The 25,452-nt window shown below is 43.3% G+C and carries 26 protein-coding genes and 1 other RNA gene; 9 read left to right on the top strand and 18 right to left on the bottom strand.

The genetic code is table 11. From position 1 onward, the window contains the following. Window positions 1-110 precede the first annotated feature (110 nt). Both rnpB and rsmI read right to left on the bottom strand, forming a co-directional pair. Window positions 111-510, bottom strand: an RNA gene (gene rnpB / locus OCU30_RS02465) — RNase P RNA component class A. A 94-nt stretch (window positions 511-604) separates the two neighbouring features. After that, window positions 605-1,462, bottom strand: coding sequence for a 16S rRNA (cytidine(1402)-2'-O)-methyltransferase (rsmI, locus tag OCU30_RS02460; protein ID WP_077311139.1), 858 nt, complete (start codon window positions 1,460-1,462; stop codon window positions 605-607). A 69-nt stretch (window positions 1,463-1,531) separates the two neighbouring features. On the opposite strand from rsmI, the gene OCU30_RS02455 reads away from it, so the two are divergent. The 4 genes from OCU30_RS02455 to OCU30_RS02440 are packed head-to-tail and all read left to right on the top strand — an operon-like array spanning window position 1,532 to window position 4,870. Beyond that, on the top strand, window positions 1,532-3,328 hold the full coding sequence (locus tag OCU30_RS02455; protein ID WP_077311136.1) for a penicillin-binding protein activator: 1,797 nt from the start codon (window positions 1,532-1,534) through the stop codon (window positions 3,326-3,328). Between the two features lie 2 nt (window positions 3,329-3,330). Then, window positions 3,331-3,699 carry a YraN family protein gene (locus tag OCU30_RS02450; RefSeq protein WP_077311133.1) on the top strand — a complete coding sequence of 123 codons (369 nt, stop codon included), beginning with the start codon at window positions 3,331-3,333 and terminating at the stop codon, window positions 3,697-3,699. A gap of 3 nt (window positions 3,700-3,702) precedes the next feature. Then, on the top strand, window positions 3,703-4,293 hold the full coding sequence (locus tag OCU30_RS02445; RefSeq protein WP_077311131.1) for a phosphoheptose isomerase: 591 nt from the start codon (window positions 3,703-3,705) through the stop codon (window positions 4,291-4,293). A gap of 4 nt (window positions 4,294-4,297) precedes the next feature. Continuing rightward, a complete protein-coding gene (locus tag OCU30_RS02440; RefSeq protein WP_077311128.1) occupies window positions 4,298-4,870 on the top strand; it encodes a BON domain-containing protein in 573 nt (190 codons plus the stop codon). Between the two features lie 88 nt (window positions 4,871-4,958). Here the strand turns inward: OCU30_RS02440 and sspB are convergent, their stop codons facing one another. From sspB to zapE, 5 genes are all read right to left on the bottom strand, one after another. Next, on the bottom strand, window positions 4,959-5,492 hold the full coding sequence (gene sspB / locus OCU30_RS02435) for a ClpXP protease specificity-enhancing factor (protein ID WP_077311125.1): 534 nt from the start codon (window positions 5,490-5,492) through the stop codon (window positions 4,959-4,961). A 9-nt stretch (window positions 5,493-5,501) separates the two neighbouring features. Then, entirely contained in the window at window positions 5,502-6,137 is a 636-nt protein-coding gene (sspA, locus tag OCU30_RS02430; protein WP_077311122.1) for a stringent starvation protein SspA, read from the bottom strand. A gap of 441 nt (window positions 6,138-6,578) precedes the next feature. Then, on the bottom strand, window positions 6,579-6,971 hold the full coding sequence (gene rpsI / locus OCU30_RS02425; protein ID WP_077311119.1) for a 30S ribosomal protein S9: 393 nt from the start codon (window positions 6,969-6,971) through the stop codon (window positions 6,579-6,581). A gap of 15 nt (window positions 6,972-6,986) precedes the next feature. Beyond that, window positions 6,987-7,415: a 50S ribosomal protein L13 gene (gene rplM, locus OCU30_RS02420; RefSeq protein WP_077311116.1), complete on the bottom strand. Its 429-nt coding sequence runs from the start codon at window positions 7,413-7,415 to the stop codon at window positions 6,987-6,989. Between the two features lie 268 nt (window positions 7,416-7,683). Then, the gene (gene zapE / locus OCU30_RS02415; RefSeq protein WP_077311113.1) at window positions 7,684-8,787 is read right to left on the bottom strand and encodes a cell division protein ZapE; all 1,104 of its coding nucleotides are present in this window, start codon (window positions 8,785-8,787) and stop codon (window positions 7,684-7,686) included. Window positions 8,788-8,934: 147 nt separating this feature from the next. Here zapE and zapG point away from each other — a divergent pair, with 147 nt between their 5' ends. The 3 genes from zapG to degS all read left to right on the top strand — a co-directional run bounded on the left by zapG (window position 8,935) and on the right by degS (window position 12,128). Continuing rightward, window positions 8,935-9,384: a Z-ring associated protein ZapG gene (gene zapG, locus OCU30_RS02410; RefSeq protein ID WP_077311110.1), complete on the top strand. Its 450-nt coding sequence runs from the start codon at window positions 8,935-8,937 to the stop codon at window positions 9,382-9,384. A 124-nt stretch (window positions 9,385-9,508) separates the two neighbouring features. Continuing rightward, window positions 9,509-10,876 carry a Do family serine endopeptidase gene (locus tag OCU30_RS02405; protein ID WP_077311107.1) on the top strand — a complete coding sequence of 456 codons (1,368 nt, stop codon included), beginning with the start codon at window positions 9,509-9,511 and terminating at the stop codon, window positions 10,874-10,876. Window positions 10,877-11,066: 190 nt separating this feature from the next. Next, entirely contained in the window at window positions 11,067-12,128 is a 1,062-nt protein-coding gene (degS, locus tag OCU30_RS02400) for an outer membrane-stress sensor serine endopeptidase DegS (protein ID WP_077311105.1), read from the top strand. A gap of 164 nt (window positions 12,129-12,292) precedes the next feature. On the opposite strand, the gene rplS is transcribed toward degS, so the two are convergent. The 5 genes from rplS to ffh form a co-directional block, all read right to left on the bottom strand. Further along, entirely contained in the window at window positions 12,293-12,646 is a 354-nt protein-coding gene (gene rplS, locus OCU30_RS02395) for a 50S ribosomal protein L19 (protein WP_077311102.1), read from the bottom strand. 41 nt (window positions 12,647-12,687) lie between these two features. Beyond that, window positions 12,688-13,431, bottom strand: coding sequence for a tRNA (guanosine(37)-N1)-methyltransferase TrmD (trmD, locus tag OCU30_RS02390; RefSeq protein WP_077311101.1), 744 nt, complete (start codon window positions 13,429-13,431; stop codon window positions 12,688-12,690). 26 nt (window positions 13,432-13,457) lie between these two features. Next, on the bottom strand, window positions 13,458-14,012 hold the full coding sequence (gene rimM / locus OCU30_RS02385) for a ribosome maturation factor RimM (protein ID WP_077311098.1): 555 nt from the start codon (window positions 14,010-14,012) through the stop codon (window positions 13,458-13,460). A 25-nt stretch (window positions 14,013-14,037) separates the two neighbouring features. Then, window positions 14,038-14,286, bottom strand: coding sequence for a 30S ribosomal protein S16 (gene rpsP / locus OCU30_RS02380; protein WP_077311095.1), 249 nt, complete (start codon window positions 14,284-14,286; stop codon window positions 14,038-14,040). A gap of 220 nt (window positions 14,287-14,506) precedes the next feature. Then, window positions 14,507-15,889 carry a signal recognition particle protein gene (gene ffh / locus OCU30_RS02375; RefSeq protein WP_077311092.1) on the bottom strand — a complete coding sequence of 461 codons (1,383 nt, stop codon included), beginning with the start codon at window positions 15,887-15,889 and terminating at the stop codon, window positions 14,507-14,509. A 214-nt stretch (window positions 15,890-16,103) separates the two neighbouring features. Between ffh and OCU30_RS02370 the strand changes: the two genes are divergently transcribed. Together OCU30_RS02370 and OCU30_RS02365 are read left to right on the top strand one after the other, a co-directional pair. After that, complete coding sequence (locus OCU30_RS02370) at window positions 16,104-16,898, top strand: cytochrome C assembly family protein (protein ID WP_077311090.1); 795 nt, start codon at window positions 16,104-16,106, stop codon at window positions 16,896-16,898. A gap of 85 nt (window positions 16,899-16,983) precedes the next feature. After that, window positions 16,984-18,261, top strand: a complete 1,278-nt coding sequence (locus OCU30_RS02365; RefSeq protein ID WP_077311087.1) for an HlyC/CorC family transporter — start codon at window positions 16,984-16,986, stop codon at window positions 18,259-18,261. A 116-nt stretch (window positions 18,262-18,377) separates the two neighbouring features. On the opposite strand, the gene luxS is transcribed toward OCU30_RS02365, so the two are convergent. The 6 genes from luxS to OCU30_RS02335 all read right to left on the bottom strand — a co-directional run bounded on the left by luxS (window position 18,378) and on the right by OCU30_RS02335 (window position 25,449). Next, window positions 18,378-18,896 (bottom strand): S-ribosylhomocysteine lyase, encoded by a 519-nt coding sequence (luxS, locus tag OCU30_RS02360; RefSeq protein ID WP_077311084.1) that lies wholly within the window; start codon window positions 18,894-18,896, stop codon window positions 18,378-18,380. Window positions 18,897-18,923: 27 nt separating this feature from the next. Then, window positions 18,924-19,505 carry a transglycosylase SLT domain-containing protein gene (locus OCU30_RS02355; RefSeq protein ID WP_476756244.1) on the bottom strand — a complete coding sequence of 194 codons (582 nt, stop codon included), beginning with the start codon at window positions 19,503-19,505 and terminating at the stop codon, window positions 18,924-18,926. A 25-nt stretch (window positions 19,506-19,530) separates the two neighbouring features. Beyond that, entirely contained in the window at window positions 19,531-21,093 is a 1,563-nt protein-coding gene (gene gshA / locus OCU30_RS02350; RefSeq protein ID WP_077311077.1) for a glutamate--cysteine ligase, read from the bottom strand. 93 nt (window positions 21,094-21,186) lie between these two features. After that, window positions 21,187-24,039 carry a M16 family metallopeptidase gene (locus OCU30_RS02345; protein WP_077311074.1) on the bottom strand — a complete coding sequence of 951 codons (2,853 nt, stop codon included), beginning with the start codon at window positions 24,037-24,039 and terminating at the stop codon, window positions 21,187-21,189. A 10-nt stretch (window positions 24,040-24,049) separates the two neighbouring features. Beyond that, the gene (locus tag OCU30_RS02340) at window positions 24,050-24,502 is read right to left on the bottom strand and encodes a YqaA family protein (protein WP_235861801.1); all 453 of its coding nucleotides are present in this window, start codon (window positions 24,500-24,502) and stop codon (window positions 24,050-24,052) included. Then, window positions 24,499-25,449, bottom strand: coding sequence for an NADP-dependent oxidoreductase (locus OCU30_RS02335; protein ID WP_077311072.1), 951 nt, complete (start codon window positions 25,447-25,449; stop codon window positions 24,499-24,501). The genes OCU30_RS02340 and OCU30_RS02335 overlap by 4 nt, the downstream gene beginning before the upstream one ends. Window positions 25,450-25,452: the final 3 nt, after the last annotated feature.

Genomic DNA, 25,452 nt, shown 5'->3' with positions numbered 1-25,452 from the left:
TACCCAGATATGGGCGTGATGGGGCACTAAGTTTAAAGCTTTTCGTATCGGTTGAGTCAATATAAAGCAAAAAACCCATCATAACTCAAGAGCCATGATGGGTTTCAATTGGGTGGAGTTGGCCACATAAGCCGGGTTCTGTACCGTTTACACGGTGGTAACCATTCCTCTAGGCCAGCAATCACTCACTGGCTCAAGCAACCTACCCGCCTCCAAACGCGAGCCGCGCTATGTGGAAGCCTATTTGGTCTTGCTCCGGGTGGAGTTTACCTTGCTACGCACTGTTACCAGACGCACGGTGCGCTCTTACCGCACCCTTTCACCCTTACCTGTGCACTATAAAATAGGCCATCGGCGGTATTCTCTCTGCTGCACTTGTCGTGAGCTCACGCTCCCCAGGCATTACCTGGCACCCTGCTCTATGGAGCCCGGACTTTCCTCCCCCTCATCAGTCTCCCCAACACTAAGTCAAGGGACATCAATAAGGCAGCGATTACCCTGGCCAACTCCGAGCGCGCATAATATCGATAACCCTTCTTAGTGTCCACCAAGAATAAGGAAAATCGGTAAATTCATCGATAAATGTGCAAAATAACAACACACCTTAATCTAGATTCTCTAATCCCCATTTATACAGCGCATTTTTCTTCAAATTATAAATTTCTGCTGTTGCCGCCGCGGCACGCTTCAGTGGCAGTTCTTTGGTTAAAATACCCAATGTGCGCAGCGCCTCTTCAGGTAAAGCTTCTGCTTTCTTTTCACGTTGCCCATGCACTAAAAGCACCATTTCTCCACGCTTACGGTTCGTATCAGCCTCAACCCACTCAATCAATTCACCAAGTGGCATACCTTGAATGGTTTCAAACGTCTTAGTAAGCTCGCGAGCTAACACCACTTCACGTTCAGGGCCAAGAATCTCGAGCATATCTTGGAGCGAATCCGTGATACGGTGTGGAGACTCGTAGAAAATACACGTACGCTCAACTTGTGCGATTTCCATTAACTTATCTTTACGACCTTTACTTTTTGCAGGGAAAAATCCCTCAAAGCTAAAGCGGTCAGAAGGTAAGCCGGAAGCGCTGAGCGCAGTAATAACCGCACATGCACCAGGAAGTGGCGTAACTTTAACACCGGCCTGACGACATTGTGTGACTAAATGATAACCTGGATCACTAATCAATGGTGTTCCTGCATCAGAGACAAGAGCAATCGATAATCCTGATAATAATTTATCAACTAATGCTTGAGCTTTGTGCTGTTCATTGTGATCATGAAGCGCAAACGTCTTCGTTTGAATGTTGAAGTGAGAGAGCAATCGGCCAGTATGGCGTGTATCTTCAGCGGCGATAACATCTACACTTGAAAGTACATCTAAAGCTCGTTGAGTTATATCACCAAGGTTACCAATTGGCGTGGGAACTATATATAACGTTGGAACGTCCAAGGTTTTGTTATCAGTCATTTGTTTACCATCACTTCAGCGATTATTATAAAGACAATTTTATACGGATTAATATAAGAACTCATGGCTATGAAAAACCATCAGAGACTCAGTGTACCACGCTTACTCACTCCTGTTGCATTAGCAATGATGCTATCGGCTTGTTCAATCACGCCATCAGCACCTAATTCTGTTAATATTGCGAGCCAGCCAAGCGAGACGGCACAAACCTATATCATGCAAGCAGATACCACTCAAGGCAGTCTGCAAAACGATTTGTTGATAATGGCGATGAAAGCCGCTAACTCTGCAAATAGTACTCAACAAGCTCAACTATTGAGCAAGCGTTTATCCAAACAAACACTGTCAGATAAACAAAAAGCAGAATGGCAACTGGCCAAAGCTCAATTATTGATCAGCATAGGCCAATACCCGCAAGCCCTGGAACAGTTAGAGTTCAAATCTGATTGGTCACTCGTCGATGCACAGTGGATCCATTATTACCGCCTCAAATCAACGGTTTATAACCACCTCGACCAACCATTTGAATCGAGCCGTCAACTGGTTAAGCTATATGATTTTCTACCGCAAAATCAATGGGGTGAAATCTCAGAAAAGATTTGGCAAAAACTCAATACATTTAACGCAAAATCCATTACGACCTTATCACCGAATACGGATGAAGGGACCTTAGATGGTTGGTTACAACTCGCGATTTATATGAAAACGTTGGGAAGTGATTTACCGCAATTGCAAAATACCCTCAAGCATTGGCTAAAAGAAAACCCACAACACCCAGCGGCACTAAATACCCCAAAAGATATTAAAGATATTTTGGCTATGAACATTAGCCGTCCAGAAAATATCGCGCTTTTGCTGCCTTTAAGTGGTAAATACGCAAATCAAGCAAAGCTGATTCGCGACGGTTTTATTTTATCCTTGATGAATGATGAAACACGCAAAGAAGACACTAACTTTACGGTTATCGATACGAATAAACACTCTATTGAAGACATTAACACCACATTGCATCAGAAAAACATCGACTTCATCGTCGGCCCCCTAGAGAAAAGTAAGGTAGAAAAGCTGCAAGAAGCGCAAGAAGATAGCGACCAGCCTATTCATACATTGGCGTTAAACATTCCTGAGCATGTGCAAGAAGGTTATGATACTTGCTATCTTAACCTCTCTCCAGAACAAGAAGTCGCTCAAGCGGCTAAGCATATTTTCAGTGCGGGTTATCATTACCCACTCATCCTTGCGCCGAAAGGGGCTTATGGTCAACGTGTAGTTGACGCTTTTTCGAAAGAGTGGAAAAAATACAGCGAGCACCATGTTGCTTCTCGCTTGTTTGGTGATAAAAGCCAATTACAGCGTAATATTAACGCCGTGTTTGGTTTGCAAAACAGTCAACAGAACATTGCTCAAATTGAACAACTCACCAACCTGAATTTAAAAACTCAGCCACGTAGTCGTCGCGATATTGATGCCGTGTACATTGTGACAAAAAGCTCAGAGCTAACACTGATAAAACCTTTCATTGATGTCGCGATTAATCCAGATACAAAGCCACCTCGCCTATTTGCTAACTCAACCAGTAACGGAGCAAGCAAACAGTATGAAGATATGTCGGGAGTGACATACAGCGATATCCCTTTGTTGATTCATCCAGATGTATCAATTAAACATCAGATGGAGAAACTATGGCCACAAGACTCAAATGGTGAACGCCGCTTACAAGCTCTAGGGATGGATGCCTACCGCTTAATGATGGAATTACCACAAATGAAAATTGTGCAGGGTTATACTATTAACGGTCAAACTGGCGTGTTGAGTATTGATGATCGATGCTTAGTACATCGTGAAATCAGTTGGGCTAAACATTAAGTATGTTTTCGAGTAATCGACGTAAAACCGGTGAACACTATGAGCAATTGGCAGCCGAGTACCTCGGCCGCCAAGGGCTCATTTTAATTGAAAAGAATTTTTCAATACGAGGTGGTGAACTTGATCTCATAATGAACGATAATGGCACCCTAGTTTTCGTTGAAGTCAAATATCGAAAAAATCAGCAACATGGTCATGCTGCTGAAATGGTTACTCGCACGAAACAACGCTTTCTCATTCGTACAGCTAATGTATGGATGAAACATCAGCACCTGAATATTCATACAACTGACTTCCGATTTGATATAGTTGCTATCCATAATTCTGGACACCATATCGAATGGATAAAGAACGCAATAACGGAAGGATAAACAATGCTAGATAGCATTAAAGACAGCTTTAAAGAAAGTATACAAATTCAAATTGCCGCGGCTGAAGCACTACCAGACGCGATAATGCATGCCTCACAAGCGATGGTCACTACGCTGCTTAATGGCAATAAAATATTATGCTGTGGAAACGGTGGTTCTTCGGCTAACGCTCAGCAGTTTACCTCATGCTTACTCAACCGTTTTGAAACTGAGCGCCCGAGCCTTCCAGCGTTAGCTATGGCATCAGACGCCACGTCATTAACTGCCGTCGCCAACGACTACGCTTATCAAGAAGTCTTTTCCAAGCAAGTCCGAGCTCTTGGCCAACAAGGTGATATTTTACTGGCGATCTCAACCAGTGGTAACAGTAAAAACATCATCAAGGCAATGGAAGCCGCAGTAACTCGTGATATGACCATTATTGCGCTAACAGGAAAAGATGGCGGTGAAATGGCTGGGTTATTGGGTGAAAATGATGTGGAAATACGTATTCCATCGCAGCGAACCGCCCGTATCCATGAGGTACATATGCTGACATTACATTGCCTGTGTGACTTAGTTGATCAAGTACTATTCCCAGCCCACGAAGAATAATATTATGAAAAAAACCCTGTCTTTGATCCTTGTATGCGTGTTCGCTTTTTCTACCACAGGATGTGCTGGCTTTCTTATTGCTGGGGCGGCAACAACGGCGAACATCGTTACGGATCCGCGTTCTGCCCAACAGATTTGGGACGACAACCATTTAGAATTGGATATTGGAGGCTTAAGTCATAAAGCTCCCTACAAAGATCAGCTACGTATTACCGCGGTATCTTATCAAGGCAAAGTGGTTATTATTGGTCAAGCCAAGCAAAAAGCAGTCCTTGAGCAGTTCTTAACGAAAATACGTAAACTGCAGGGTGTGCGTGAACTACACAACAAAGTCGATATAAAAAATCCGCTGAGTTTTGCTCAGGTTAGTGATGACACTTGGATTACGACTAAAGTTAAATCCTCGTTACTAACTGATTCAAAACTTAACGGCGTTAAGATCACCGTTGCAACAGAAGATAATGTCGTTTACTTATTTGGTTATATTACGCATGAACAGGCCAAAGTTGCTACTGATATCACAAGGCACATCTCTGGCGTAAAACAAGTCGTGCGCGCCTTTAACTACGCAGATTAATCTATTCGGTATTACAAACGTCTTAATTAACGATAAAAAAAAGCAGCGTATAAACGCTGCTTTTTTATCAATGAAAACCTTAAACACATTATTTTACAACGCGTAAACTTGGTTTACCTCGTGGACGAGGCGGTTCGTCGTCATTGTCATCGTTGTCATCTGCCTTGGCAGTGTCAGCAGTAGCTTCTGGTTCCACTTCAACGATATCATCGGTATCAGACACTAACGTCATAGTGTCTTCCGCGCTGTCTTCGTTTTCCATAGGGGGTTGCCACTCATCGATATGATCTTCGTATGCTGGTTCAGGATCAAACATGGTTCCTGCGCCATTTTCACGTGCATATATCGCTTGCACGGCATAAAGAGGAACCATCACTGAATGTGGACGACCACCAAAGCGAGCGCTGAAAGTTACAGCATCATCACCTAATTGAAGATTGCCAACTGCGCGAGGCGCGACATTTAAAATAATCTGTCCATCTTGCACAAATTCTAATGGAACATTCACACCATTCATTGTGGCATCAACCACAAGGTGAGGTGTTAAATCATTATCCAACAACCATTCATAGAAGGCTCTCAACATGAATGGACGGCGCGGTGTCATTGTTTCAATATCCATAAACAACCATTAACGAGCTAGGCGCATCTCACGTTCAGCTTCAGTAAGTGAAGCCAAGAACGAATCACGTTCGAAGACACGGTTCATGTACACTTTTAATTCTTTAGAACCAGGACCTACTAGATCAATACCCAATACAGGTAAACGCCATAGTAGCGGTGCTAAGTAACAATCAATTAGGCTAAACTCTTCGCTCATAAAGTATTCATATTCAGCGAATACTGGCGCAAGTGTTAGCAAATCATTACGTAAACGATCACGGGCTTTCTCTGACTCTTCAGCAGAACCATTTACAACCTTATCAACCAAAGTGTACCAGTTACGTTCGATACGATAAATCATCAAACGGCTGTTACCACGAGCAACAGGATAAACTGGCATCAATGGTGGATGTGGGAAACGCTCATCAAGGTATTCCATGATGATGTTTGAATCGTATAACGCCAGTTCACGGTCGACGAGAGTAGGAACTGATTTATAAGGGTTCAATTCAATAAGTTCTGCTGGTAGGTTAGTTTCGTCAACCAACTCCACTTCAAAACTCACGCCTTTTTCAGCCAAAACAATGCGAACCTGATGGCTATACATATCAGTGGCACTTGAAAACAAAGTCATCACAGAACGTTTATTGGCAGCAACAGCCATGGAGCCCTCCAGCACACTTAAACAGAGAAAATCAATGGCATATTTTATCCACTGATTTATAAAAAAAGGAAATTAGCACGGTATAATAGCACATTTAGTGCACATCACGCCATTACTCTTTCTGTCACTCTCTCATAATTACTACACAAAGACGCGTTACCAAGAAAATCAAACCCAGTTCAGTAAGTCATTCAGACTTCCAACAGCTCGATGTTTACTTATCGCTTGCAAAGCCCCTCACGAGCAGTGATAACAATAAAATAGGACGCTCAGTATAAGATAAGAAATCACCTGTATCACTCGAATAGCGTGACAGACACAGGATAAAAAGATGATGAGAAATAGGGGGAATTTGAAAAGATAAAAAACAAAAAGCCCGGTATAAACCGGGCTTTGATACCACAATCCAGAAAACTGGATGTCGATTCGAACAAAACGATATTAACGTTTTGAGAACTGTGGTGAACGACGTGCTTTACGTAGACCAACTTTCTTACGCTCAACCTGACGTGCATCACGAGTCACATAGCCTTCAGCACGTAGTGCTGGGCGTAGAGACTCATCGTACTCCATAAGAGCGCGAGTGATACCGTGACGGATTGCGCCAGCTTGACCAGAAATACCACCGCCTGAAACAGTGATGTATAGGTCTAGTTTGTCAGTCATTTCAACTAGCTCAAGAGGTTGTTTAACAACCATACGAGCTGTTGGACGACCAAAGTATTCATCAAGACTACGCTTGTTGATTACGATGTTGCCACTGCCTGGTTTGATAAAAACGCGTGCAGCTGAGCTTTTGCGACGGCCAGTGCCGTAATATTGATTCTCTGCCATTTTCCAAGTCCCCGATTAAATGTCTAGTACTTTTGGTTGTTGAGCAATGTGGTTATGCTCAGCGCCAGCGTAAACTTTAAGCTTACGGTACATAGCACGGCCTAGAGGACCACGCGGAAGCATGCCTTTAACCGCTGATTCAATTACCATTTCTGGCTTACGATCGATCAGTTTTTCAAACGTGATTGATTTTAGGCCGCCTGGGAATTCAGAGTGACGGTAGTACACTTTGTCTTTAGCTTTGTTACCAGTAACAGCAACTTTCTCAGCATTTACAACGACGATGTAATCGCCAGTGTCAACGTGAGGAGTGTATTCAGCTTTATGTTTGCCACGTAGGCGTAATGCAATTTCACTTGCTAGACGGCCAAGAGTTTTACCTTCAGCGTCTACAACATACCAGTCACGTTTTACAGTTTCTGGTTTAGCAACGAAAGTTTTCATGCTAATAATAACCCGTTTATTTAAATTTACACATTAAGGAGCATACATATACTCCCACTGTCTAAGAGCCCAGTCATCACCCCTTCGAGTGGATGCACTCTCGGTCTTCAAGACCTGCAGTAACGGTGGGTCGCGAGATTATAGAGAAGACTGAAGAAAAAATCACCTCATTTCATAAAAAAATTAAGAAAATTTTAAAAAAAGTTTATTACTAAGGCTCGCGTTGCCCAGCCCGGTATCATGCCTGAAAGTGATCACTAAGTCGACGTTAAATCAGATGTTCCCGAGCTAAATACTCTTTGCTTTGCATTTCTATCAATCTGGATTGACAGCGTTGAAATTCAAACTCTAGTTGACCATGAGTGTATAACGCTTCAAGCGACACCTCTGCTGAGATAATAAGTGTGACGTGGCGTTCATAAAACTCATCGACTAGAGCAATAAAACGTCGTGCTGAGTCATCCATACTTCTCTCCATTTGAGGCACACCTTGTAGAAATACCGTGTGGTACAAACGCGAGATCTCAATATAATCATTCTGACTGCGTGCCGTTTCGCATAATTGCTCAAATGTCGCATATAACATGCCGTCATGAGCCCCACTTACGGCGATATCACGATGATTAACCCGTATCGACAGTGGCTGAACTTCATTCACACCTGAGAGTTGTCGATAGTAATTAAGCAAATAATCACTCGAGTACTTATCCAACGGGTAGTGATAAATTTCGGCTTGTTCTAAGGTGCGCAAACGGTAATCCACCCCACTATCAACATTGAGAATACGACAGTTTGCTTCAATCAAAGCAATGGCAGGTAGAAACCGTGCGCGCTGTAAACCATTACGGTAGAGATCATGGGGAGGAATATTCGAAGTCGCGACTAAAATAACACCACGCTGAAATAACTCTTGAAATAAAGTCCCCAAAATCATGGCATCCGTGATATCAGAGACAAAGAACTCATCAAAACAGATAATCTGAGTTTCTTTTGCCAAAATATCCGCTACTTTATTCAAAGGGTCACTAATTTCACCAAGTTGTGCCAGTTCTTGATGAACACGCAACATAAAACGATGAAAGTGACTACGCATTTTTCTATCAAGTGGTAACGATTCGTAGAAAAGATCCATTAAGTACGTTTTTCCACGTCCGACTCCGCCCCAAAAGTATAGTCCCTTAGGCGGTGCCACCGGTTCTGGTACTCGTTTGGTTATTTTTTGCCACCATGTTGGCTCAACTGCGGGAGCTTGAGAAAATTCGATGCATTGATGATAAAGCGCATCCAGAGCCTCTATGGCGATGGACTGCGCTTCATCTCTTTGAAATTCAAGCTTAATTAAATCTTGTTCATAACGTTGCTTTGGTGTCATAGCCATCTACTATTTTTAAAAAGGAAAACTGACGTATCGCGCACATGCTTTTTCTTTATCCAACCTATGAAATCATAGTAACATGGGCTGAGGGCATGTGTAACCAAATGGTAAAAACATGTTAAATAACAACAATAAGGAGCTGTTATGCCTTGGATATATGCGATTGTAGGATTGTTGATAGGTATTGTGGTGGGAATTATCATTACTCGTCTCACGACGCCGCAATATAAATCTCAAAAGTCCTTACATAATGAGTTGCAACACGCTAACTACGAACTTGAACAACAACGTCAAGAGTTTGCCGATCACCTAAGTCAATCAGCAGATCTTCTTGATACACTAGGAAAAGATTACACAAAAATTTATCAACATATGGCGAAAACTTCTGCAGAGTTACTCGCTCATCTACCAGAGCAAGATAACCCGTTTGACAAACTCGTCAGCCAAGAAAAACCAGATAACACCGATAAAAACACGAGTGAAGACGATAGCTTACCGCCAAAAGATTATGCATCCGGAGCGACTGGGCTTTTAAAAGGTGAAGAGAAGCAATTTTTAGATTCGTCAGAGGTTATCAAGAATCAAGCAAGTTAATTGTTAAATAACCAATGAACTTTATTCAAGTTTTTGAGTCATAACTCGCATTGATTATATTGAATATGGGTGGTTTACCACCCATATTCAATTCTATATCCGTGTAACTTTGAGGAGTTTTATGATGAAAAAACCTTTACTTGCGTTAACCGTCCTTTCCCTTAGTTTAACCTCGATTATAACCCCAGTATCGGCGTCAGCGGCATTGCCAGTCGCTGTAAATGGCGCCGAAATGCCAAGTCTCGCCCCTATGCTCAAGAAAGTCACCCCCGCAGTGGTGAGCATTGCGGTGGAAGGTACTCAAGTTTCTCGTCAACATATCCCTGAGCAATTCCGTTTTTTCTTTGGTCCAGATTTTCCGACAGAACAATTAGAAAAACGACCATTTAAAGGCCTTGGATCAGGTGTCATCATCAATGCCGATAAGGGCTATGTAGTGACTAACTACCATGTCATTAAAGGGGCGGACTCCATCAAAGTACAATTGAAAGACGGCCGCGAGTTCGATGCCACACTCGTTGGCAGTGATAAAATGTCTGATATTGCATTGCTTAAACTCAAAGACGCAAAAAACCTAACACAAATCAAAATAGCGGATTCAGATAACTTACAAGTCGGCGATTTTTCTGTCGCGATTGGTAACCCGTTTGGCCTTGGTCAAACCGTCACATCAGGGATTATCTCTGCACTCGGTCGCAGCGGCCTCAATCTTGAAAACTTTGAAAACTTCATCCAAACCGATGCGGCAATAAATAGTGGTAATTCAGGTGGAGCACTGGTGAACTTGAAAGGTGAACTTATCGGTATTAATACCGCGATATTAGGCCCCAATGGCGGTAATATTGGTATTGGTTTTTCAATCCCATCCAATATGATGAAAAACCTTACCGACCAAATATTGAAATACGGTGAAGTAAAACGTGGCATGCTTGGCGTGAAAGGGGGAGAAGTTAACTCTGATCTCGCAGAAGCTCTGAATCTCGACTCAAGTCAAGGCGCGTTTGTGAGTGAAGTGATGCCGAAAACGGCAGCCGCCAAAGCGGGTTTGAAAGCTGGCGATGTGATTATGTCGATCAATGGTAAAACCATCCATTCTTTCTCCGAACTACGTGCTAAAGTCGCGACTCTAGGAGTCGGCCGTAAGATAACGATGGGCATCATTCGTGATGGCAAGCATAAGACTCTCGATGTCACGCTCGGTAAACAAGTTGAAAGCAAAACAAAAGCCGCCGATTTGCATAAAGGATTATCTGGTGCTTCGTTTGTCAACACCTCATCTGATGATGCGATGCAAGGCGTGAAGGTTTCCGCTGTAAAACCACACTCCCCTGCCGCTCAATACCAGTTGAAAAAAGGCGATATCATTATTGGCGTCAACCGCCAGCGCATCAAAAATATTGCCGACTTACGTCATGTTCTTGAGAAAAAATCCAACGTATTAGCACTAAATATAAAACGAGGTGCACAGACACTTTACCTCGTCGTCCAATAAACGCCCACAATGCTCAACGTTAAGAGCAGGCCTCGCCTGCTCTTTTATTTACTCGCATAATACTTTCCAACCATTCATCCATCTCATGAAAAAGTGTAATCAAACGAAAACAATGTAGCAGGATTGGCCTCATTCAGCATACAATGTCAATTCTGTTTACTTTACTATTGTTATTCACTTTGAGGATTTTATGCTGAAATTCTGGATTCGTTCAGTGGTTATTGGGCTCGCTTCTGCAGCGATTATCATTGCGGCTGTCCCCTCACTAAGAGAGCACTTTATACCGTCAGCAAGCCCCAGCGTGGCTAACATTTCCTCAACTGAACTGTCTTTTAATCCGGCGGTGCGCCGTGCAGCTCCAGCCGTCGTTAATATTTACAGTCGCCAATATGATAGAAGTAATCGCAAAAAGCTTTCAACACAAGGTCTAGGTTCTGGCGTTATTGTAAGCAAAAAAGGTTATATCATTACCAATTACCACGTCATCGCGAAAGCCGATCAAATTATTGTCGCGCTACAGGATGGCCGTGTAGCGGCCGCGCAATTGGTGGGGAAAGATAAACGTACTGACCTTGCGGTTTTGCGTATAGAAGGGGACCACCTCCCCGTCATCCCTTTAAACCCTCATTACCATCCAAAAGTGGGCGATGTAGTGATGGCGATTGGTAATCCCTATAACTTAGGGCAAACAACGACATTCGGAATTATTTCGGCAACAGGACGTTCGTCAATCAGCGCAGGACGACGCCAAGCCTTTATTCAAACCGATGCAGCCATAAATGCCGGTAATTCCGGTGGTGCTCTTGTTAATTCACGTGGGGAATTAGTCGGTATAAATACGGCCTCTTTCCAGCAAGCAACCGATATTGAAACTTATGGTATCTCTTTTGCTATTCCATTTTCACTGGCCAACACCATCATGCAAAAAATCATTGCCGACGGCCGCGTAATCCGCGGCTATATAGGAGTCGATGGCGAAGATATGAATTCATTAACGGGTCACATTATGAATGGCCAGCATGTAGGCGGTATTTTAGTTGTTGGCGTCGACCCTAATGGTCCGGCACAAAAAGCGGGATTGAAGAAGAATGACATCATTACTGAAATCGATGGTCACAAAGTGACGGGTAGACAAGAAGTGATGGATACGGTGACCAATTTACGCCCCGGGACAGTCGTAAAAGTCACGCTATTACGTAACGGCAAAGAAATGACGCTCTCCGTCACAATCGCGGAAGATAATTATGATTAGTCGTCATTGCTATCGCGTATAACCTCTATATAAACTCGTGCCACCATTATCATTGGTGGCATTTTTTTATCCTTCAATCACTTACGAGTCTCGTTGCCACTCTGATCCGGATAAAAAAAACGGAGCCCATTGGGCTCCGTTTCATGAGAACGCGAGTTCTAGCATTATTTTTTAGTAAGCTTCTCTTTAATACGAGCAGCCTTACCAGAGCGTTCGCGTAGGTAGTACAATTTGGCACGACGTACTGCACCACGGCGTTTCACTGCAATGCTATTAACAACTGGTGAGTGAGTTTGGAAAGTACGCTCTACACCTTCACCGTTCGAGATTTTACGTACAGTGAATGCTGAGTGTAGACCACGGTTGCGTTTACGAATCACAACACCTTCAAACGCCTGTAGACGTTCACGGTCACCTTCTTTTACCTGAACTTGAACCACAACAGTGTCACCTGGTGCGAAGTTAGGTAGGTCTTGTTTCATTTGCTCATCTTCTAGAGCTTTGATGATGTTACTCATTATTTAATTCCTAGAATAAACTGATACTAAATTTAATAGGTTTACGAGGTCTGAAATTCTTTAATGAATTCAGCCAGTAATTTTTCCTGTTCGTCAGTCAGAGCTAGGTTTTCCAGGAGCTCTGGTCTTCTCTGCCAAGTTCGGCCTAGCGACTGTTTGAGTCGCCAGCGGCGCACATCCTCATGATTACCAGATTTCAGTACACTCGGTACCTCTTTTCCATCCAATACATCAGGACGCGTATAGTGTGGGCAATCCAATAAACCATTTGCAAAAGAATCCTCTTCTGCTGACGCAAAATCGCCTAAAACTCCCGGAACAAACCGCGAGACAGAATCAATTAACGTCATGGCTGGGATTTCCCCTCCCGTCATCACAAAATCCCCAATCGACCATTCTTCGTCGACTTCAGATGCTATGACACGTTCATCTATTCCTTCGTAGCGACCACAAATCAGAATCAAGTTCTCATTGGTAGCCAGTTCTTCTACTCCCGCTTGATCGAGTTTACGACCTTGCGGAGAAAGATAGATCACTTTCGCCTTTTTCGGTGCGGCCTGTTTCGCAGCTTGAATGGCATCGCGCAAAGGCTGAACCATCATTAGCATACCAGGACCACCACCGTAGGGTTTATCGTCGACAGTGCGACGTTTATCGTGCGTGAAATCACGAGGATTCCAAGTTTGCACAGACATCACCCCACTTTTTACCGCTTGACCTGTTACTCCAAAATCCGTAATGCTTTGAAACATTTCAGGAAAGAGGCTTATTACGCCAACCCACATATGTATCTTGCCTTACCGTTCTGAAGTTAGAATCCAGGATCCCAGTCAACTTCGATCCGTTGAGCTTCGCGATCAATATGTTTGATCACTTGCTCTTCAAGGAACGGGATTAAGCGTTCCTTTTGGCCGAAAGCATCTTTTGGATTTGCTTTAACAACCAAAACATCGTTTGAGCCAGTCTCTAAAACATCGGTGACTTCGCCAAGGTTATACCCTTTTGTCGTCACGACTTGCATACCAAACAATTCTCGCCAGTAGAATTCATCTTCTGGCAGTTCTGGAAGTACCGCCGGGTTAATAGAAATTTCAAAGTTTGTCAGTTGGTGTGCATCTTCGCGGATATCTAACCCACTCAATTTCACGACCATGCCTTTATTATGGCGCTTCCAAGCCTCTACTTTATGCTCAACCCACACGCCCTTGTTATTTACTAACCAAGGACTGTAATCAAAAATACTTTCTGGATTGTCTGTATAGGAAAAAACTTTAAGCCAACCTCGAATGCCATAGGTCGAACCAAATTTTCCAACCGTAATGGTTTCGTCTTGTTTGCTCATTGTTTCTTTACCTTTCATCGACATAAACTAGCACTACTTACAAAAACGATTAAGCCGCAGCTTTAGCGTCTTTTACTAGTTTTGCTACACGGTCAGATACAGTTGCACCTTGTGAAACCCAGTGGTTCACACGGTCTACATCTAGACGTAGGCCTTCTTCTTGGCCAGTAGCAGTAGGGTTAAAGAAACCTACTTTCTCGATGAAACGGCCTGTAGCAGCGTTGCGGCTATCTGCAACAACGATTTGATAGAATGGACGCTTTTTAGCGCCGTGACGTGCCAAACGAATGGTTACCATGTCGTCCTCTTTGCTTTCTCAATAATTAAAATAACCCCATCACCGTATTAACATCACAGCTTGGGGTCTCGTGCCAAAATAAAGCCTCGGAATTTTACTCTTATTCCGAGGCAATGCAAGGGGTTTAGCTAGTTTTTTCACCACCGTAACCTGGTAAAAAATCTGTGACACTTATAACAGTTTCAGTAAACACTCGAAATAAAGGAGTGAAAACCTAATGTTATCGGCCGAGGAAACCTCCTCCGCCACCCATGCCACCGCCGCCCATCATGCCTTGCATATTGCGCATCATACCTTTCATGCCACCTTTTTGCATTTTCTTCATCATCTTCTGCATCTGGGTAAACTGTTTGAGCATACGATTCACATCTTGAACCTGGGTACCTGAACCGGCTGCAATCCGCTTTTTACGCGAGCCTTTAATCAATTCAGGGTTATTGCGCTCCTTCATCGTCATCGATGAAATCATCGCTTCCATTTGTTTAAAAACTTTATCATCAACATTATCTTTAACGTTGGCTGGCAGTTTGGACATACCGGGAAGTTTATCCATCATCCCCATCATGCCGCCCATATTCTGCATTTGCCCAAGCTGCTCACGGAAGTCTTCAAGATCAAACCCTTTCTTTTGTTTGAACTTCTTCGCAAGTTTCTCTGCTTGTTCATGGTCAACATTTTTTTGTAAGTCTTCAATCAAAGACAGAACATCGCCCATTCCCAAAATACGTGATGCCACGCGATCTGGATGGAACGGTTCTAGTGCATCAGTTTTTTCACCAATACCTAAAAATTTAATTGGTTTACCTGTGATATGACGTACCGATAGAGCGGCACCACCACGCGCATCACCGTCCACTTTCGTTAAGACAACACCCGTTAATGGCAGTGCATCACCGAACGCTTTCGCCGTGTTCGCCGCATCTTGACCCGTCATGGCGTCAACGACGAATAAGGTTTCAACAGGTTTAATTGCCGAGTGCAGAGATTGAATCTCTGTCATCATGTCTTCATCAATCGCTAAGCGACCGGCGGTATCGACAATCACCACATCGAAGAATTTCTTCTTAGCATGGTCAATCGCTGCGTTGGCAATATCAAGCGGCTTTTGATCCGCCGAGGATGGGAAAAATTCAACCCCAACGCCTTCAGCTAACGTTTCCAACTGTTTGATCGCTGCAGGGCGATAAACGTCGGCTGAAACTACCAACACTTTTTTCTTATCACGCTCAGTCAGCAATTTCGCCAGTTTACCAACACTGGTTGTTTTACCAGCACCTTGTAAACCTGCCATTAATACGACGGCTGGCGGCTGAGCAGCAAGATCGAGCGCTTCATTGGCATCGCCCATTACCGCTTCAAGCTGAGCCTGAACAATCTTGATGAACTCTTGCCCCGGAGTCAGTGATTTAGACACTTCCACTCCGACAGCGTTTTCCTTAACGCGCTTCACAAATTCGCGAACGACAGGCAGCGCAACGTCCGCTTCAAGCAACGCCATACGGACTTCACGCAGCGTTTCTTTAATATTATCTTCAGTCAGGCGACCTTTACCGCTGATGTTCTTCAGCGTACTCGACAATCGATCGGTTAAATTCTCAAACATATTCTTTTCTCTTCGCTATGAGGCGATAATCTTCAGTAAGTATACCTTAGGCAGAACCATAGTCATACCCGTTGCAAACTTCAACGCACATTTCATTGGACATATAAATCCACTTTTCCCATCATAAGTCAAAAAATCAGTCATTAAACGTCATAGCCCATCGTCGACAGGCAGGGTATAATTAAAAACTTCGTCTACTAGCTTTGTGAGAAATATGGACAATCTAATTACATTAGTTGCCGCCCTGTTATACTTCATTGCCATTGCTATGATTGTTCCAGGTATTGTGAACCAAACGGGAATTAAAACAAAAGCAGTATTTGTTAGTGCTGTTTGCGCACTTTTGTTTCATGCGTGGCTTCTTAGTGATCTAATCTTTCATCATAACGGTCAAAACCTTAGCATCTTAAATGTCGCATCCGTTGTCAGCTTTATGATTTCAGCATTAATGACCATCGCAATGTTTAAGACACGCTTATGGTTCTTACTACCTATAGTTTATAGCTTTTCAGCTATTGTCTTAGTTATTGCTAATTTTGTGCCTGATACCTTCATGACACATTTAGAAGATGACCTCACGTTAATGACCCACATTTCTTTTGCGTTGTTCTCTTACTCTACTTTATGTATTGGTACTTTGTATTCAATCCAACTTGCTTGGCTCAATCACAAGTTGAAAAAGAAAAAAAGTTTAGCGATCAACCCAAACTTCCCACCACTGCTACGTGTAGAGCGCCACTGTTTTAATATCCTAATTGTGGGCAACCTCTTATTAACTGTGACGATTATTACAGGTGTCGGGTTCTTGAGTGATATGCTGGCACAAGGTAAAGCGCATAAAGGCGTGCTATCAGTTTTCGCGTGGGTTGTGTACTCTCTGTTAATATGGGGACATTATCAAAAAGGTTGGCGGGGTAAAAAAGTCACTTGGCTCTCAGTCACTGGTGCATTTTTACTCACATTGGCGTATTTTGGTAGTCGCTTTGTCAAAGAAGTCATTCTTAACTGATCGTAGCATCACACCTTGGTATCATTAATACTCAACCTCATGTAGGTTATTACTTACTAACATAGTTAAAAGGAAACGGACCGTTTTGGACGACATCTCGACGGGTTTATTGTTTGCGCTATTGGCGTGCCTTATTGTCATTTCAGCTTATTTTTCAGGTTCAGAAACAGGAATGATGTCTTTGAACCGTTACAGATTGAAGCACTTATCTAATACTGGTCACAAGGGTGCCAAGCGTGTTGAGCGATTGCTTGAGCGCCCAGATCGCCTAATTGGTTTAATTCTTATTGGTAACAACCTCGTTAATATCTTAGCGTCGGCGATTGCGACGATTATTGGTATGCGTTTATATGGCGATATGGGAGTGGCGATTGCGACGGGTGTGCTTACCCTCGTCGTGCTGGTTTTCGCTGAGGTGACACCGAAAACTGTCGCGGCGCTTTACCCTGAAAAAGTATCGTATATCAGTAGTGTACTGCTATCTGTGTTAATGAAAGTTCTGTCACCCCTTGTGGTGTTTGTTAACCTCATTACGAATACTTTTATTCGCTTGCTGGGGTTAAAACCACAAAGCCAAGGTGATGACTCCCTCAATCCTGAAGAGTTAAGAACCGTCGTGAATGAGGCCGGTGGGCTTATCCCACGTCGTCACCAAGATATGCTGATTTCCATTCTTGATTTAGAGCATGTGACAGTCAATGACATTATGGTGCCACGTAATGAAATTACGGGGATCAATATTAACGATGATTGGAAGTCGATTGTTCGTCAATTAACTCACTCACCTCATGGCCGCGTCGTGCTTTATCGTGATCAAATCGACGAAGTGGTCGGTATGCTACGTTTACGCGATGCTTCTCGACTGATGCTCGAAAAAAATGAGTTTAATAAAGAAACCTTATTGCGAGCAGCTGATGAAGTGTATTTTATTCCTGAATCGACACCACTTAATGTTCAGTTATTAAAGTTTCAGCGCAATAAAGAACGCGTTGGTTTAATCGTCGATGAATATGGTGACATTGTTGGCTTAATTACGTTGGAAGATATTCTTGAAGAGATTGTTGGTGAGTTCACGACTTCTATGGCCCCTAGCCTCGCTGAAGAAATCACCCCACAAAGCGATGGCAGTTTCTTAATCGAAGGCAGTGCCAACATTCGAGATATCAATAAAAGTTTACGATGGAAGTTACCGACCGACGGTCCACGGACTTTGAATGGTTTAATACTCGAACACCTTGAGCATATTCCAGAAAGTAAACTCAGCTTATTTGTCGCCAAGCACCCGATGGAAATCGTTGAGCTTGAAGAAAACCGTATAAAACTGGTTAAAGTATTCCCAACCAAAGTGCGCAAACAAAGCTAAATTTTATGGTTATATGAACCAAGCAGCGCAATATATCCGCTGTAAAAAAAGCCCCTGAGCAAATGGTCAGGGGCTTTTTTAATGATAAGCTATTTTAACGCTTAGCTTGAGAAGACTTAGTCTACTTTCAACTCTTGCAGCATTGCATCAGGCAATGCAAGATCATCATTTTTGTTCACTTGAATGCCACTGCTAATCACAGCTTGAGCAATTTGCTTCGCTTCATCAAGCGAGTGCATAGTGGCGGTACCACATTGGTATTCATTCAATTCAGGGATTTGGTTTTGATCCGCAACTTTTAGTACATCGTTCATTGCCGCCAACCAAGCGTTAGCAACACGCTGTTCACCCGGCGTGCCAATTAAACTCATGTAAAAACCAGTACGACAGCCCATCGGAGAGATATCGATAATTTCCACATCGTCACCATTAAGATGCGCACGCATAAAGCCTGCAAATAAATGCTCTAATGTGTGAATCCCTTTTTCAGAAAGGAGAGCTTCGTTTGGTACGGTAAAGCGTAAATCAAAGACCGTGATGTCGTCACCCTTTGGTGTTTGCATGTTCTTTGCGACACGAACTGCAGGTGCATGCATACGCGTGTGATCGACGGTAAAGCTGTCTAATAACGGCATAATTACTTTTCTCCTTTAATCGCTGGTTTAAAAAAACCAGCTTAAATTGTCATCAAGTTCCTTGCGGCACTTCTTCAATTGCCAACCATAATCTTTCGCTTGTTTCTCTACCTTTCTCGCCACACGCATTAACGTGGGCTTGTGCAGGTAAGAACGACGCTTAAATCCACCACGTCCTTCATGATAAGCGAGATATTGATGGTAAGTATCCCATTTCGACACGCCTAATAAACGATGTGTTTCACTGATATACCACCCAACAAACAGGAGTGAATCATCAAAGCTATTACGCGAACCACCATTATCGGTGGCGGTTTGATAATCATCCCAAGCTGGATCTTGAGCTTGTGCATACCCATAGGCACTACTTACGCGGCCCCAAGGAATAAAACCTAGTATATAATCTTTTGGTGGTCTTGCATCATGCCTGTATGAACTTTCTTGTTTCACAAAAGCCATAGCAATCTGGATTGGCACCCCCCATTCTTTTTTCATATCGAGGGCGTCTTCATACCAATCCGGTTTTTCACGAAATATATCACATAAATTCGCTTGATTGCGTGGCGGCGACGTAGCACATCCAGCTAACGTAAGTATTGCAACCATCATCAAGCTCTGAATTATTGATTTCATGTTATTTAAGATAACTAAAGTACTGATCCAAATACGTATCAAAACTCACGTCATCGGCTTCTTCCACCGCTTGAGCTTGTACTTGCGAATCCGCGACTTCTTGCTGCATTGTCGCTTCAGAGTAATACTGATACGTATGTGCGAGATTTTTCTCACGATACTCATTACCTAACTGACAGCCCATTTTACCCAAACCACCCGCTTGTTTGGTTTGACTCAACACTTGCGCAGATAACGTCAACTCTGGATTATCAATCCAACCTTCTAATTCATCACAAACATCTTGGTAGGCACGCCCACCGTTAGCCTCGTCCATCGTTTCAGCGATTTGACGCAACTCACTAAACACGCGCTTCGCCCAAGCTTGCAGAGTTAGCTTTTCACCGTTACAACCTATTTGCAGCTCTAATCCAGGTTTACGACCTTCGAGCACAACTTTACGCCAATTATCGCGCCAGCATTCTAACTCACAATCGTTCATTTCTTCAGAATCGCTCAACGCGGTCCAAGTCACAAACATGTCCAAGAAACGCACTTGCTGCTCGGTAATGCCAATAGGGCTGAATGGATTGACATCTAAAGAGCGCACTTCGATGTACTCAACACCACGGCGTAAAGCTTCAGAGGGTTTCTCCCCGCGTTTAGCAACACGTTTAGGTCTAACCGGCGCATACAGTTCATTTTCGATCTGTAGAACATTACTGTTTAGTTGACGATATTCTCCATCGACTTTTACACCCATATCAGCAAAGCGTTCCGATGGTGTACGAATCGCACGATTAAGCCCTTCAAGATACTCATCAAGACTATTGAAACCAATTTTTAGCGAACTCTGCTCATTACTGGTATAGCCTAAATCACTAAGACGCAGCGATGTCGCGTAAGGTAAATATAACGTTTGGCCAATACTCTCAAAGGGTAAATCTGTTTTTCTTCCCTGAATAAAAGAGGAGCATAATGTTGGAGAAGCACCAAAGAAGTAAGGGATTAACCAACCAAAGCGATAATAATTACGGATAACAGAGAAATACGCGTCAGACTGGGAGTCTTGTCGCTCTTGCTCAGATTGCTCACCAAACAAAGAGTCCCAAAAGCTATCTGGGAACGAAAAATTGAAATGAACTCCAGAAATAATCTGCATTAAGCTGCCATAGCGACGCTTTAGTCCAGCGCGATATAATGTTTTCATTTTTCCAGAATTAGACTCGCCAAATTGCGCGATTTTCACATCATCTTCTTCTCCGACAAAACATGGCATAGATAAAGGCCATAGCTTTTCATCGCCAATATGTTTTTGGGCAAAATGATGAATGTCTTCCAATTGATTCAATAATGTATGCACATTTTTGGACACTGGAGTGATGAACTCTAACAAAGACTCAGCGAAATCCGTCGTTACCAAATCATTAGTGAGCGCTTTACCTAAGGAGTCAGGATGAGGCGTTAAAGCAATACTACCTTGAGGAGTATAACGTAATGTTTCGCGTTCGACCCCGCGGCCAAACTGCTTAAATGTATCAGGTTTTGTCGCAACTTTTTTAAGTCGCTCGGAAAATTTAGTCAAAATAGCATTCGCTTATTGTTGTATTGTTCCAATGAAAGCAGACGGCTTCTCAATCCATGAGAAGCCTTCTCAACCTTAGATTATGTATGTACTCTAACGGATGATTTCAAGCGGTTCTACTGGTAATCCTGTTTTTTGTAATTGTGGCTTAAGAGTTTTTGCATCTCCTACTACAACAATCTGATATTCATTCGGATCAAACCATTTATGGGCCAAGCGTTTCAAGGTAGAACGAGGGATCGTTTTAATGATGTGCTCTTGTTCATCCAAGTAATTAGTTTCTAACTTATAACTCATCATATGGCCGAGTAACTGCGCTTTTTGTCCCGGAGTTTCATATGACAGCGCTTTTTTCTGACCGACGGCAAGCCGCATAAACTTCACGTCGCTTTCGGTTGGTCCGGATTGACTATATTGAGCCATTTCTTTATGTATCTCAATGATCGAATCAGCAGTTGCTGGCGCTTTAACCTCAGCGCTAAACACCCAATGTCCAAATTCTTTATTCGTAGAGATATATCCAAAGGCACCATAGGTATACCCTTTGTCTTCACGCAAATTAAGATTAATTCGGCTATTAAAGTTACCGGCCAAATTGAAATTGGCTAAATACGCTTTATACCGCTCTCCTGTCGCGCTATAAGCAGGCCCTAAGCGAACGAAGCTTACCGTAGTTTGCTTAGCATTAGGTTTATCCACTAAGTAGATATGAGATTGATGAGATTGCTTAGGTAAAGCGACTGGCTGCCACGGAGGCGCTTTATGACCTTGCCAAACAGCAAAACTGGCGAGCGCCTTACGAGCTTGTGTCTGCGTAATATCGCCCACGACAGCGACATTAGTGTCGTTTGGCGTGTAGTACTGCTGATAAAACTGCTTCACATCTGCCAGTGTCAATGAAGACAAACTGTCTTTATTTCCCGAGGCATCTCTTGCAAACCGTGTTCCATGGAATAAGACATGACGTATCGCTTGGCTATTCATCCATGAAGAGGACTGCTGCTTATAAACTGCACCTTGTAAGCTTTGTTGACGTAAGCGTTCAAAATCTTGTGGGGAAAATTTGGGATGCAATAACATATCTTGCATAACTGCTAAGGTTTGCGAAACATTTTTACGTAACGATCTCACCACAATGCTCGTGGTATACATTCCCGCGCTGACATCAACACTCGACCCTAACTGATCCAATTTGGCTTGTAGCGCTTGTGCAGTCTGTGTCGTTGTCCCTTCCTTCAATAAAGCGGCCGTTAAACCTGCTAATCCTTCTTTGCCTTCAGGCACGACTCGAGAACCAGCAGGCACTCGAAACTCCATCACAACCGTCGGTGTCTCTGTTTGCTCGATACCACGAATTGTCATGCCATTCGCTGTGTTCCAGTGATAGCTTTGGGGTAAATGCGCATAAACACCGTGTGTCACCTGCGGCATGACTGAGCGATCAAAATCGTCAGAAATCTCAGTCGGTTGCACTTCATCCGCTTGCTCTTTACTGTAGTCAGGTAATTCACGCGGTGGTGGAGTGTAATTAGACTTCTGTGCAACAAGTGCAGGCTTGCCGTGAGGAATAACGCTTAACGCTACTTTGGCATGGCCATTGATATATTTATCAAATACGGCCATCACATCATCCTTCGTCAAATGACGGAGTCGCTCTAACTCAGTTTGCAAGTGAGCGGGATTGCCATAAAAAGTTTGGCTATTGGCAAGTTCTGTCACTTTTCCAGACACACTTTGCAGAGCAAAGATTGCCCCAGATTCAGAACTGTTAGTAATCTCCTCAAGCTTACTTGATGATATTCCCTGCTGCTTAAAGCGCTCCAATACCGCCATAACATCATGATATAAAGGAGTTAAGTCAGAATTTTTTCCTGAAGGGGCCATCGCATAAATATTAAACGTGCACGCCAACTCATCACAGCGTAAGAACGCGCCTGCATCAACGGCTTTTTGCGTTTTAATTAAACGTTTGTACAGCAAACTATTGGTTCCACTACCAATAGCGCTTGCCAAGACATCTTGTGCCACTTGATCTTGAGCGCCTTTAAAACTCGTAGGCCAACTGAGCACCAGCATAGGCTGCTGAATACGATCCGATAAGGTAATAAATCGATCATTGTTTAATTTAACGGGTTGCTTTGGCGCATTGTCTACAGCGGGCCCTTTCGGTATTGAGCCAAAGTATTTTTTCACCCAAGCTAACGTTTGCTCAGAATCCAAATCTCCGCCAATGGTGAGAACGGCATTATTGGGGCCATACCAGCGTTGAAAAAAAGTTTTTAAATCGTTAACACCGACTTTATTGAGATCGTCAACATCGCCAATCACCGACCAAGAGTAAGGGTGACCCACGGGAAATAACGCCTCATCTAACCGTTCCCAAATCAAACCATACGGGCGATTATCATAGTTTTGAGCGCGTTCATTTTTTACGGTTGAACGCTGGATTTCAAACTTACGTTTTGAAACAGCTTGCAACAAAAATCCCATACGATCAGACTCTAACCACAAAGCTTTTTCTAATTGATTGGATGGCAGGGTTTCAAAATATTTAGTGCGATCACGCGTTGTGTTGCCATTGAGCTTACCGCCTGCTTCAGTCACAATTTTAAAATGTTGCTGATCACCAACATGCTCTGAACCTTGAAACATCATGTGTTCGAAGAAGTGCGCGAAGCCAGATTTTCCGATATCTTCGCGTGCCGACCCGACGTGATACGTAACATCAACATGGACAAGAGGATCTGAATGATCGGGGCTTAAAATCACCGTCATTCCATTGTCTAAACGGTATTTAGTATAAGGAATAACAGAGGTGCCAGGCTTGGCGGCAACATGTTCAATCTGTGTAATACCGCTAGGGAGTGAATCTACTTTAGTATCCAATGCTGTTTCACACCCAGAAAGTGTCATCGCAGCGACCAAAAACAGCCAACAGTGTTTCATGTTCAATCCTTTAAACAAAATGATAAAATATTGCTGCTAGCACCATATAACGAGACATTTTTCCAATAAACATCATCGCTATCGCAAAATAGGCGGGCACTCTTAGCCAACCAGCTGCCACACAGATGGGATCGCCAACAACAGGTAACCAACTGAGCAACAATGCCCAAACGCCATATCGTCGCAACCATTCTGTTGCTCGACGCTGCGAACGTTGAGAAGCCTTGTATCTAGATAGCCAACGCCCTAACGCATAGTTGGTGATGCCTCCGAGTGTATTCCCCAAACTCGCAACAGTAATGACAACCCAAGCTGCGAGGGTTGTCTCGCTTAACGCCATCACGAAGATTGCTTCAGACCCCATCGGAACTAGGGTGGCACTAATAAACGCACTTAGAAACAATACAAGCAACGGATAATTTAGAATGTACTGATAAATATCGTAAAATAGTGACGCAATCACGATTGCATATCAAGTAAAACCTTACCCCTAGTGTGGCCAGTTTCGATTTGTTTATGAGCATCGACCACTTGATTCATCGGAAAGATATTAAATATTTCAACCTTCAAGAGTCCAACACTGACCATATAAAGCATTGTATCTAATTGCTCAGGCTGCGGATCCACTAACATTCCCGTTGCACTAAAACCTAGCATTTGTGCTTTTTCACAAATCATTTCCGCGGTATTTGTCGGCACGGTGACCACGCGCGCATTATCACTTAAACATTTCAACGCATCGAGAGCAGCATCCCCCCCAACCAAGTCAATGAGTACATCCACTTGATTCAAGCGTTGAGAAACTGGCTCAAAATTATAATTGATGGCATGCGCCCCTAAAGTCGCCAAGTAATCTAAATTCGCTTCGCTACATGTGGTATAGACTTCTGCTTTCGTTGCTAAAGCAAATTGCACCGCTAAATGTCCTGCACCGCCAGCACCAGCTAGAATTAGCACACGCTCGCCTTCTTTTAACTCCGCATTACTCAATGCTTGTGCCGCCGTTTGGCCCGCTAACGGTAAGGCTGCGGCCGCTTCTAAGGTAATCGCATCCGAGACTAAACTTAATTCGCTTTCAGGCACACACACATACTGACTGTAGCCACCAGCTTGCAATGGAAAACCAATAAACCCAGCAACATTATCGCCCACGACAAATCGCTGTGCTTGTTCACCTAAGGCTTCTATCTTGCCTGAAATATCATAACCAGGAACCCATGGTAATTGATCTTTATTTTGTTCAGCCGCCCACCCCAAACCGGCGCGAGTTTTTACGTCAATCGGGTTCACACTGGCGAAAGCAACTTTCACTAACACTTCACCGGTTTGTGGTGTTGGAATCTCTGTCGATTGCATGACAAGCGTTTCCGGACCTCCGAAACTGGAGATAGCTATCTGTGTATTTTCCATTTT

Source organism: Vibrio palustris (assembly GCF_024346995.1).
In the GTDB taxonomy this organism is placed as follows: domain Bacteria; phylum Pseudomonadota; class Gammaproteobacteria; order Enterobacterales; family Vibrionaceae; genus Vibrio; species Vibrio palustris.
Note: the sequence above shows the minus strand (reverse complement) of the source record. Positions and strands in the feature narration are given on the sequence as shown.

Coding starts and splice junctions, on each gene's coding strand:
- rsmI (WP_077311139.1), bottom strand. CDS start 1,462: ATGACTGATAACAAAACCTTGGACGTTCCAACGTTATATATAGTTCCC.
- OCU30_RS02455 (WP_077311136.1), top strand. CDS start 1,532: ATGAAAAACCATCAGAGACTCAGTGTACCACGCTTACTCACTCCTGTT.
- OCU30_RS02450 (WP_077311133.1), top strand. CDS start 3,331: ATGTTTTCGAGTAATCGACGTAAAACCGGTGAACACTATGAGCAATTG.
- OCU30_RS02445 (WP_077311131.1), top strand. CDS start 3,703: ATGCTAGATAGCATTAAAGACAGCTTTAAAGAAAGTATACAAATTCAA.
- OCU30_RS02440 (WP_077311128.1), top strand. CDS start 4,298: ATGAAAAAAACCCTGTCTTTGATCCTTGTATGCGTGTTCGCTTTTTCT.
- sspB (WP_077311125.1), bottom strand. CDS start 5,492: ATGGATATTGAAACAATGACACCGCGCCGTCCATTCATGTTGAGAGCC.
- sspA (WP_077311122.1), bottom strand. CDS start 6,137: ATGGCTGTTGCTGCCAATAAACGTTCTGTGATGACTTTGTTTTCAAGT.
- rpsI (WP_077311119.1), bottom strand. CDS start 6,971: ATGGCAGAGAATCAATATTACGGCACTGGCCGTCGCAAAAGCTCAGCT.
- rplM (WP_077311116.1), bottom strand. CDS start 7,415: ATGAAAACTTTCGTTGCTAAACCAGAAACTGTAAAACGTGACTGGTAT.
- zapE (WP_077311113.1), bottom strand. CDS start 8,787: ATGACACCAAAGCAACGTTATGAACAAGATTTAATTAAGCTTGAATTT.
- zapG (WP_077311110.1), top strand. CDS start 8,935: ATGCCTTGGATATATGCGATTGTAGGATTGTTGATAGGTATTGTGGTG.
- OCU30_RS02405 (WP_077311107.1), top strand. CDS start 9,509: ATGAAAAAACCTTTACTTGCGTTAACCGTCCTTTCCCTTAGTTTAACC.
- degS (WP_077311105.1), top strand. CDS start 11,067: ATGCTGAAATTCTGGATTCGTTCAGTGGTTATTGGGCTCGCTTCTGCA.
- rplS (WP_077311102.1), bottom strand. CDS start 12,646: ATGAGTAACATCATCAAAGCTCTAGAAGATGAGCAAATGAAACAAGAC.
- trmD (WP_077311101.1), bottom strand. CDS start 13,431: ATGTGGGTTGGCGTAATAAGCCTCTTTCCTGAAATGTTTCAAAGCATT.
- rimM (WP_077311098.1), bottom strand. CDS start 14,012: ATGTCGATGAAAGGTAAAGAAACAATGAGCAAACAAGACGAAACCATT.
- rpsP (WP_077311095.1), bottom strand. CDS start 14,286: ATGGTAACCATTCGTTTGGCACGTCACGGCGCTAAAAAGCGTCCATTC.
- ffh (WP_077311092.1), bottom strand. CDS start 15,889: ATGTTTGAGAATTTAACCGATCGATTGTCGAGTACGCTGAAGAACATC.
- OCU30_RS02370 (WP_077311090.1), top strand. CDS start 16,104: ATGGACAATCTAATTACATTAGTTGCCGCCCTGTTATACTTCATTGCC.
- luxS (WP_077311084.1), bottom strand. CDS start 18,896: ATGCCGTTATTAGACAGCTTTACCGTCGATCACACGCGTATGCATGCA.
- OCU30_RS02355 (WP_476756244.1), bottom strand. CDS start 19,505: ATGATGGTTGCAATACTTACGTTAGCTGGATGTGCTACGTCGCCGCCA.
- OCU30_RS02345 (WP_077311074.1), bottom strand. CDS start 24,039: ATGAAACACTGTTGGCTGTTTTTGGTCGCTGCGATGACACTTTCTGGG.
- OCU30_RS02335 (WP_077311072.1), bottom strand. CDS start 25,449: ATGGAAAATACACAGATAGCTATCTCCAGTTTCGGAGGTCCGGAAACG.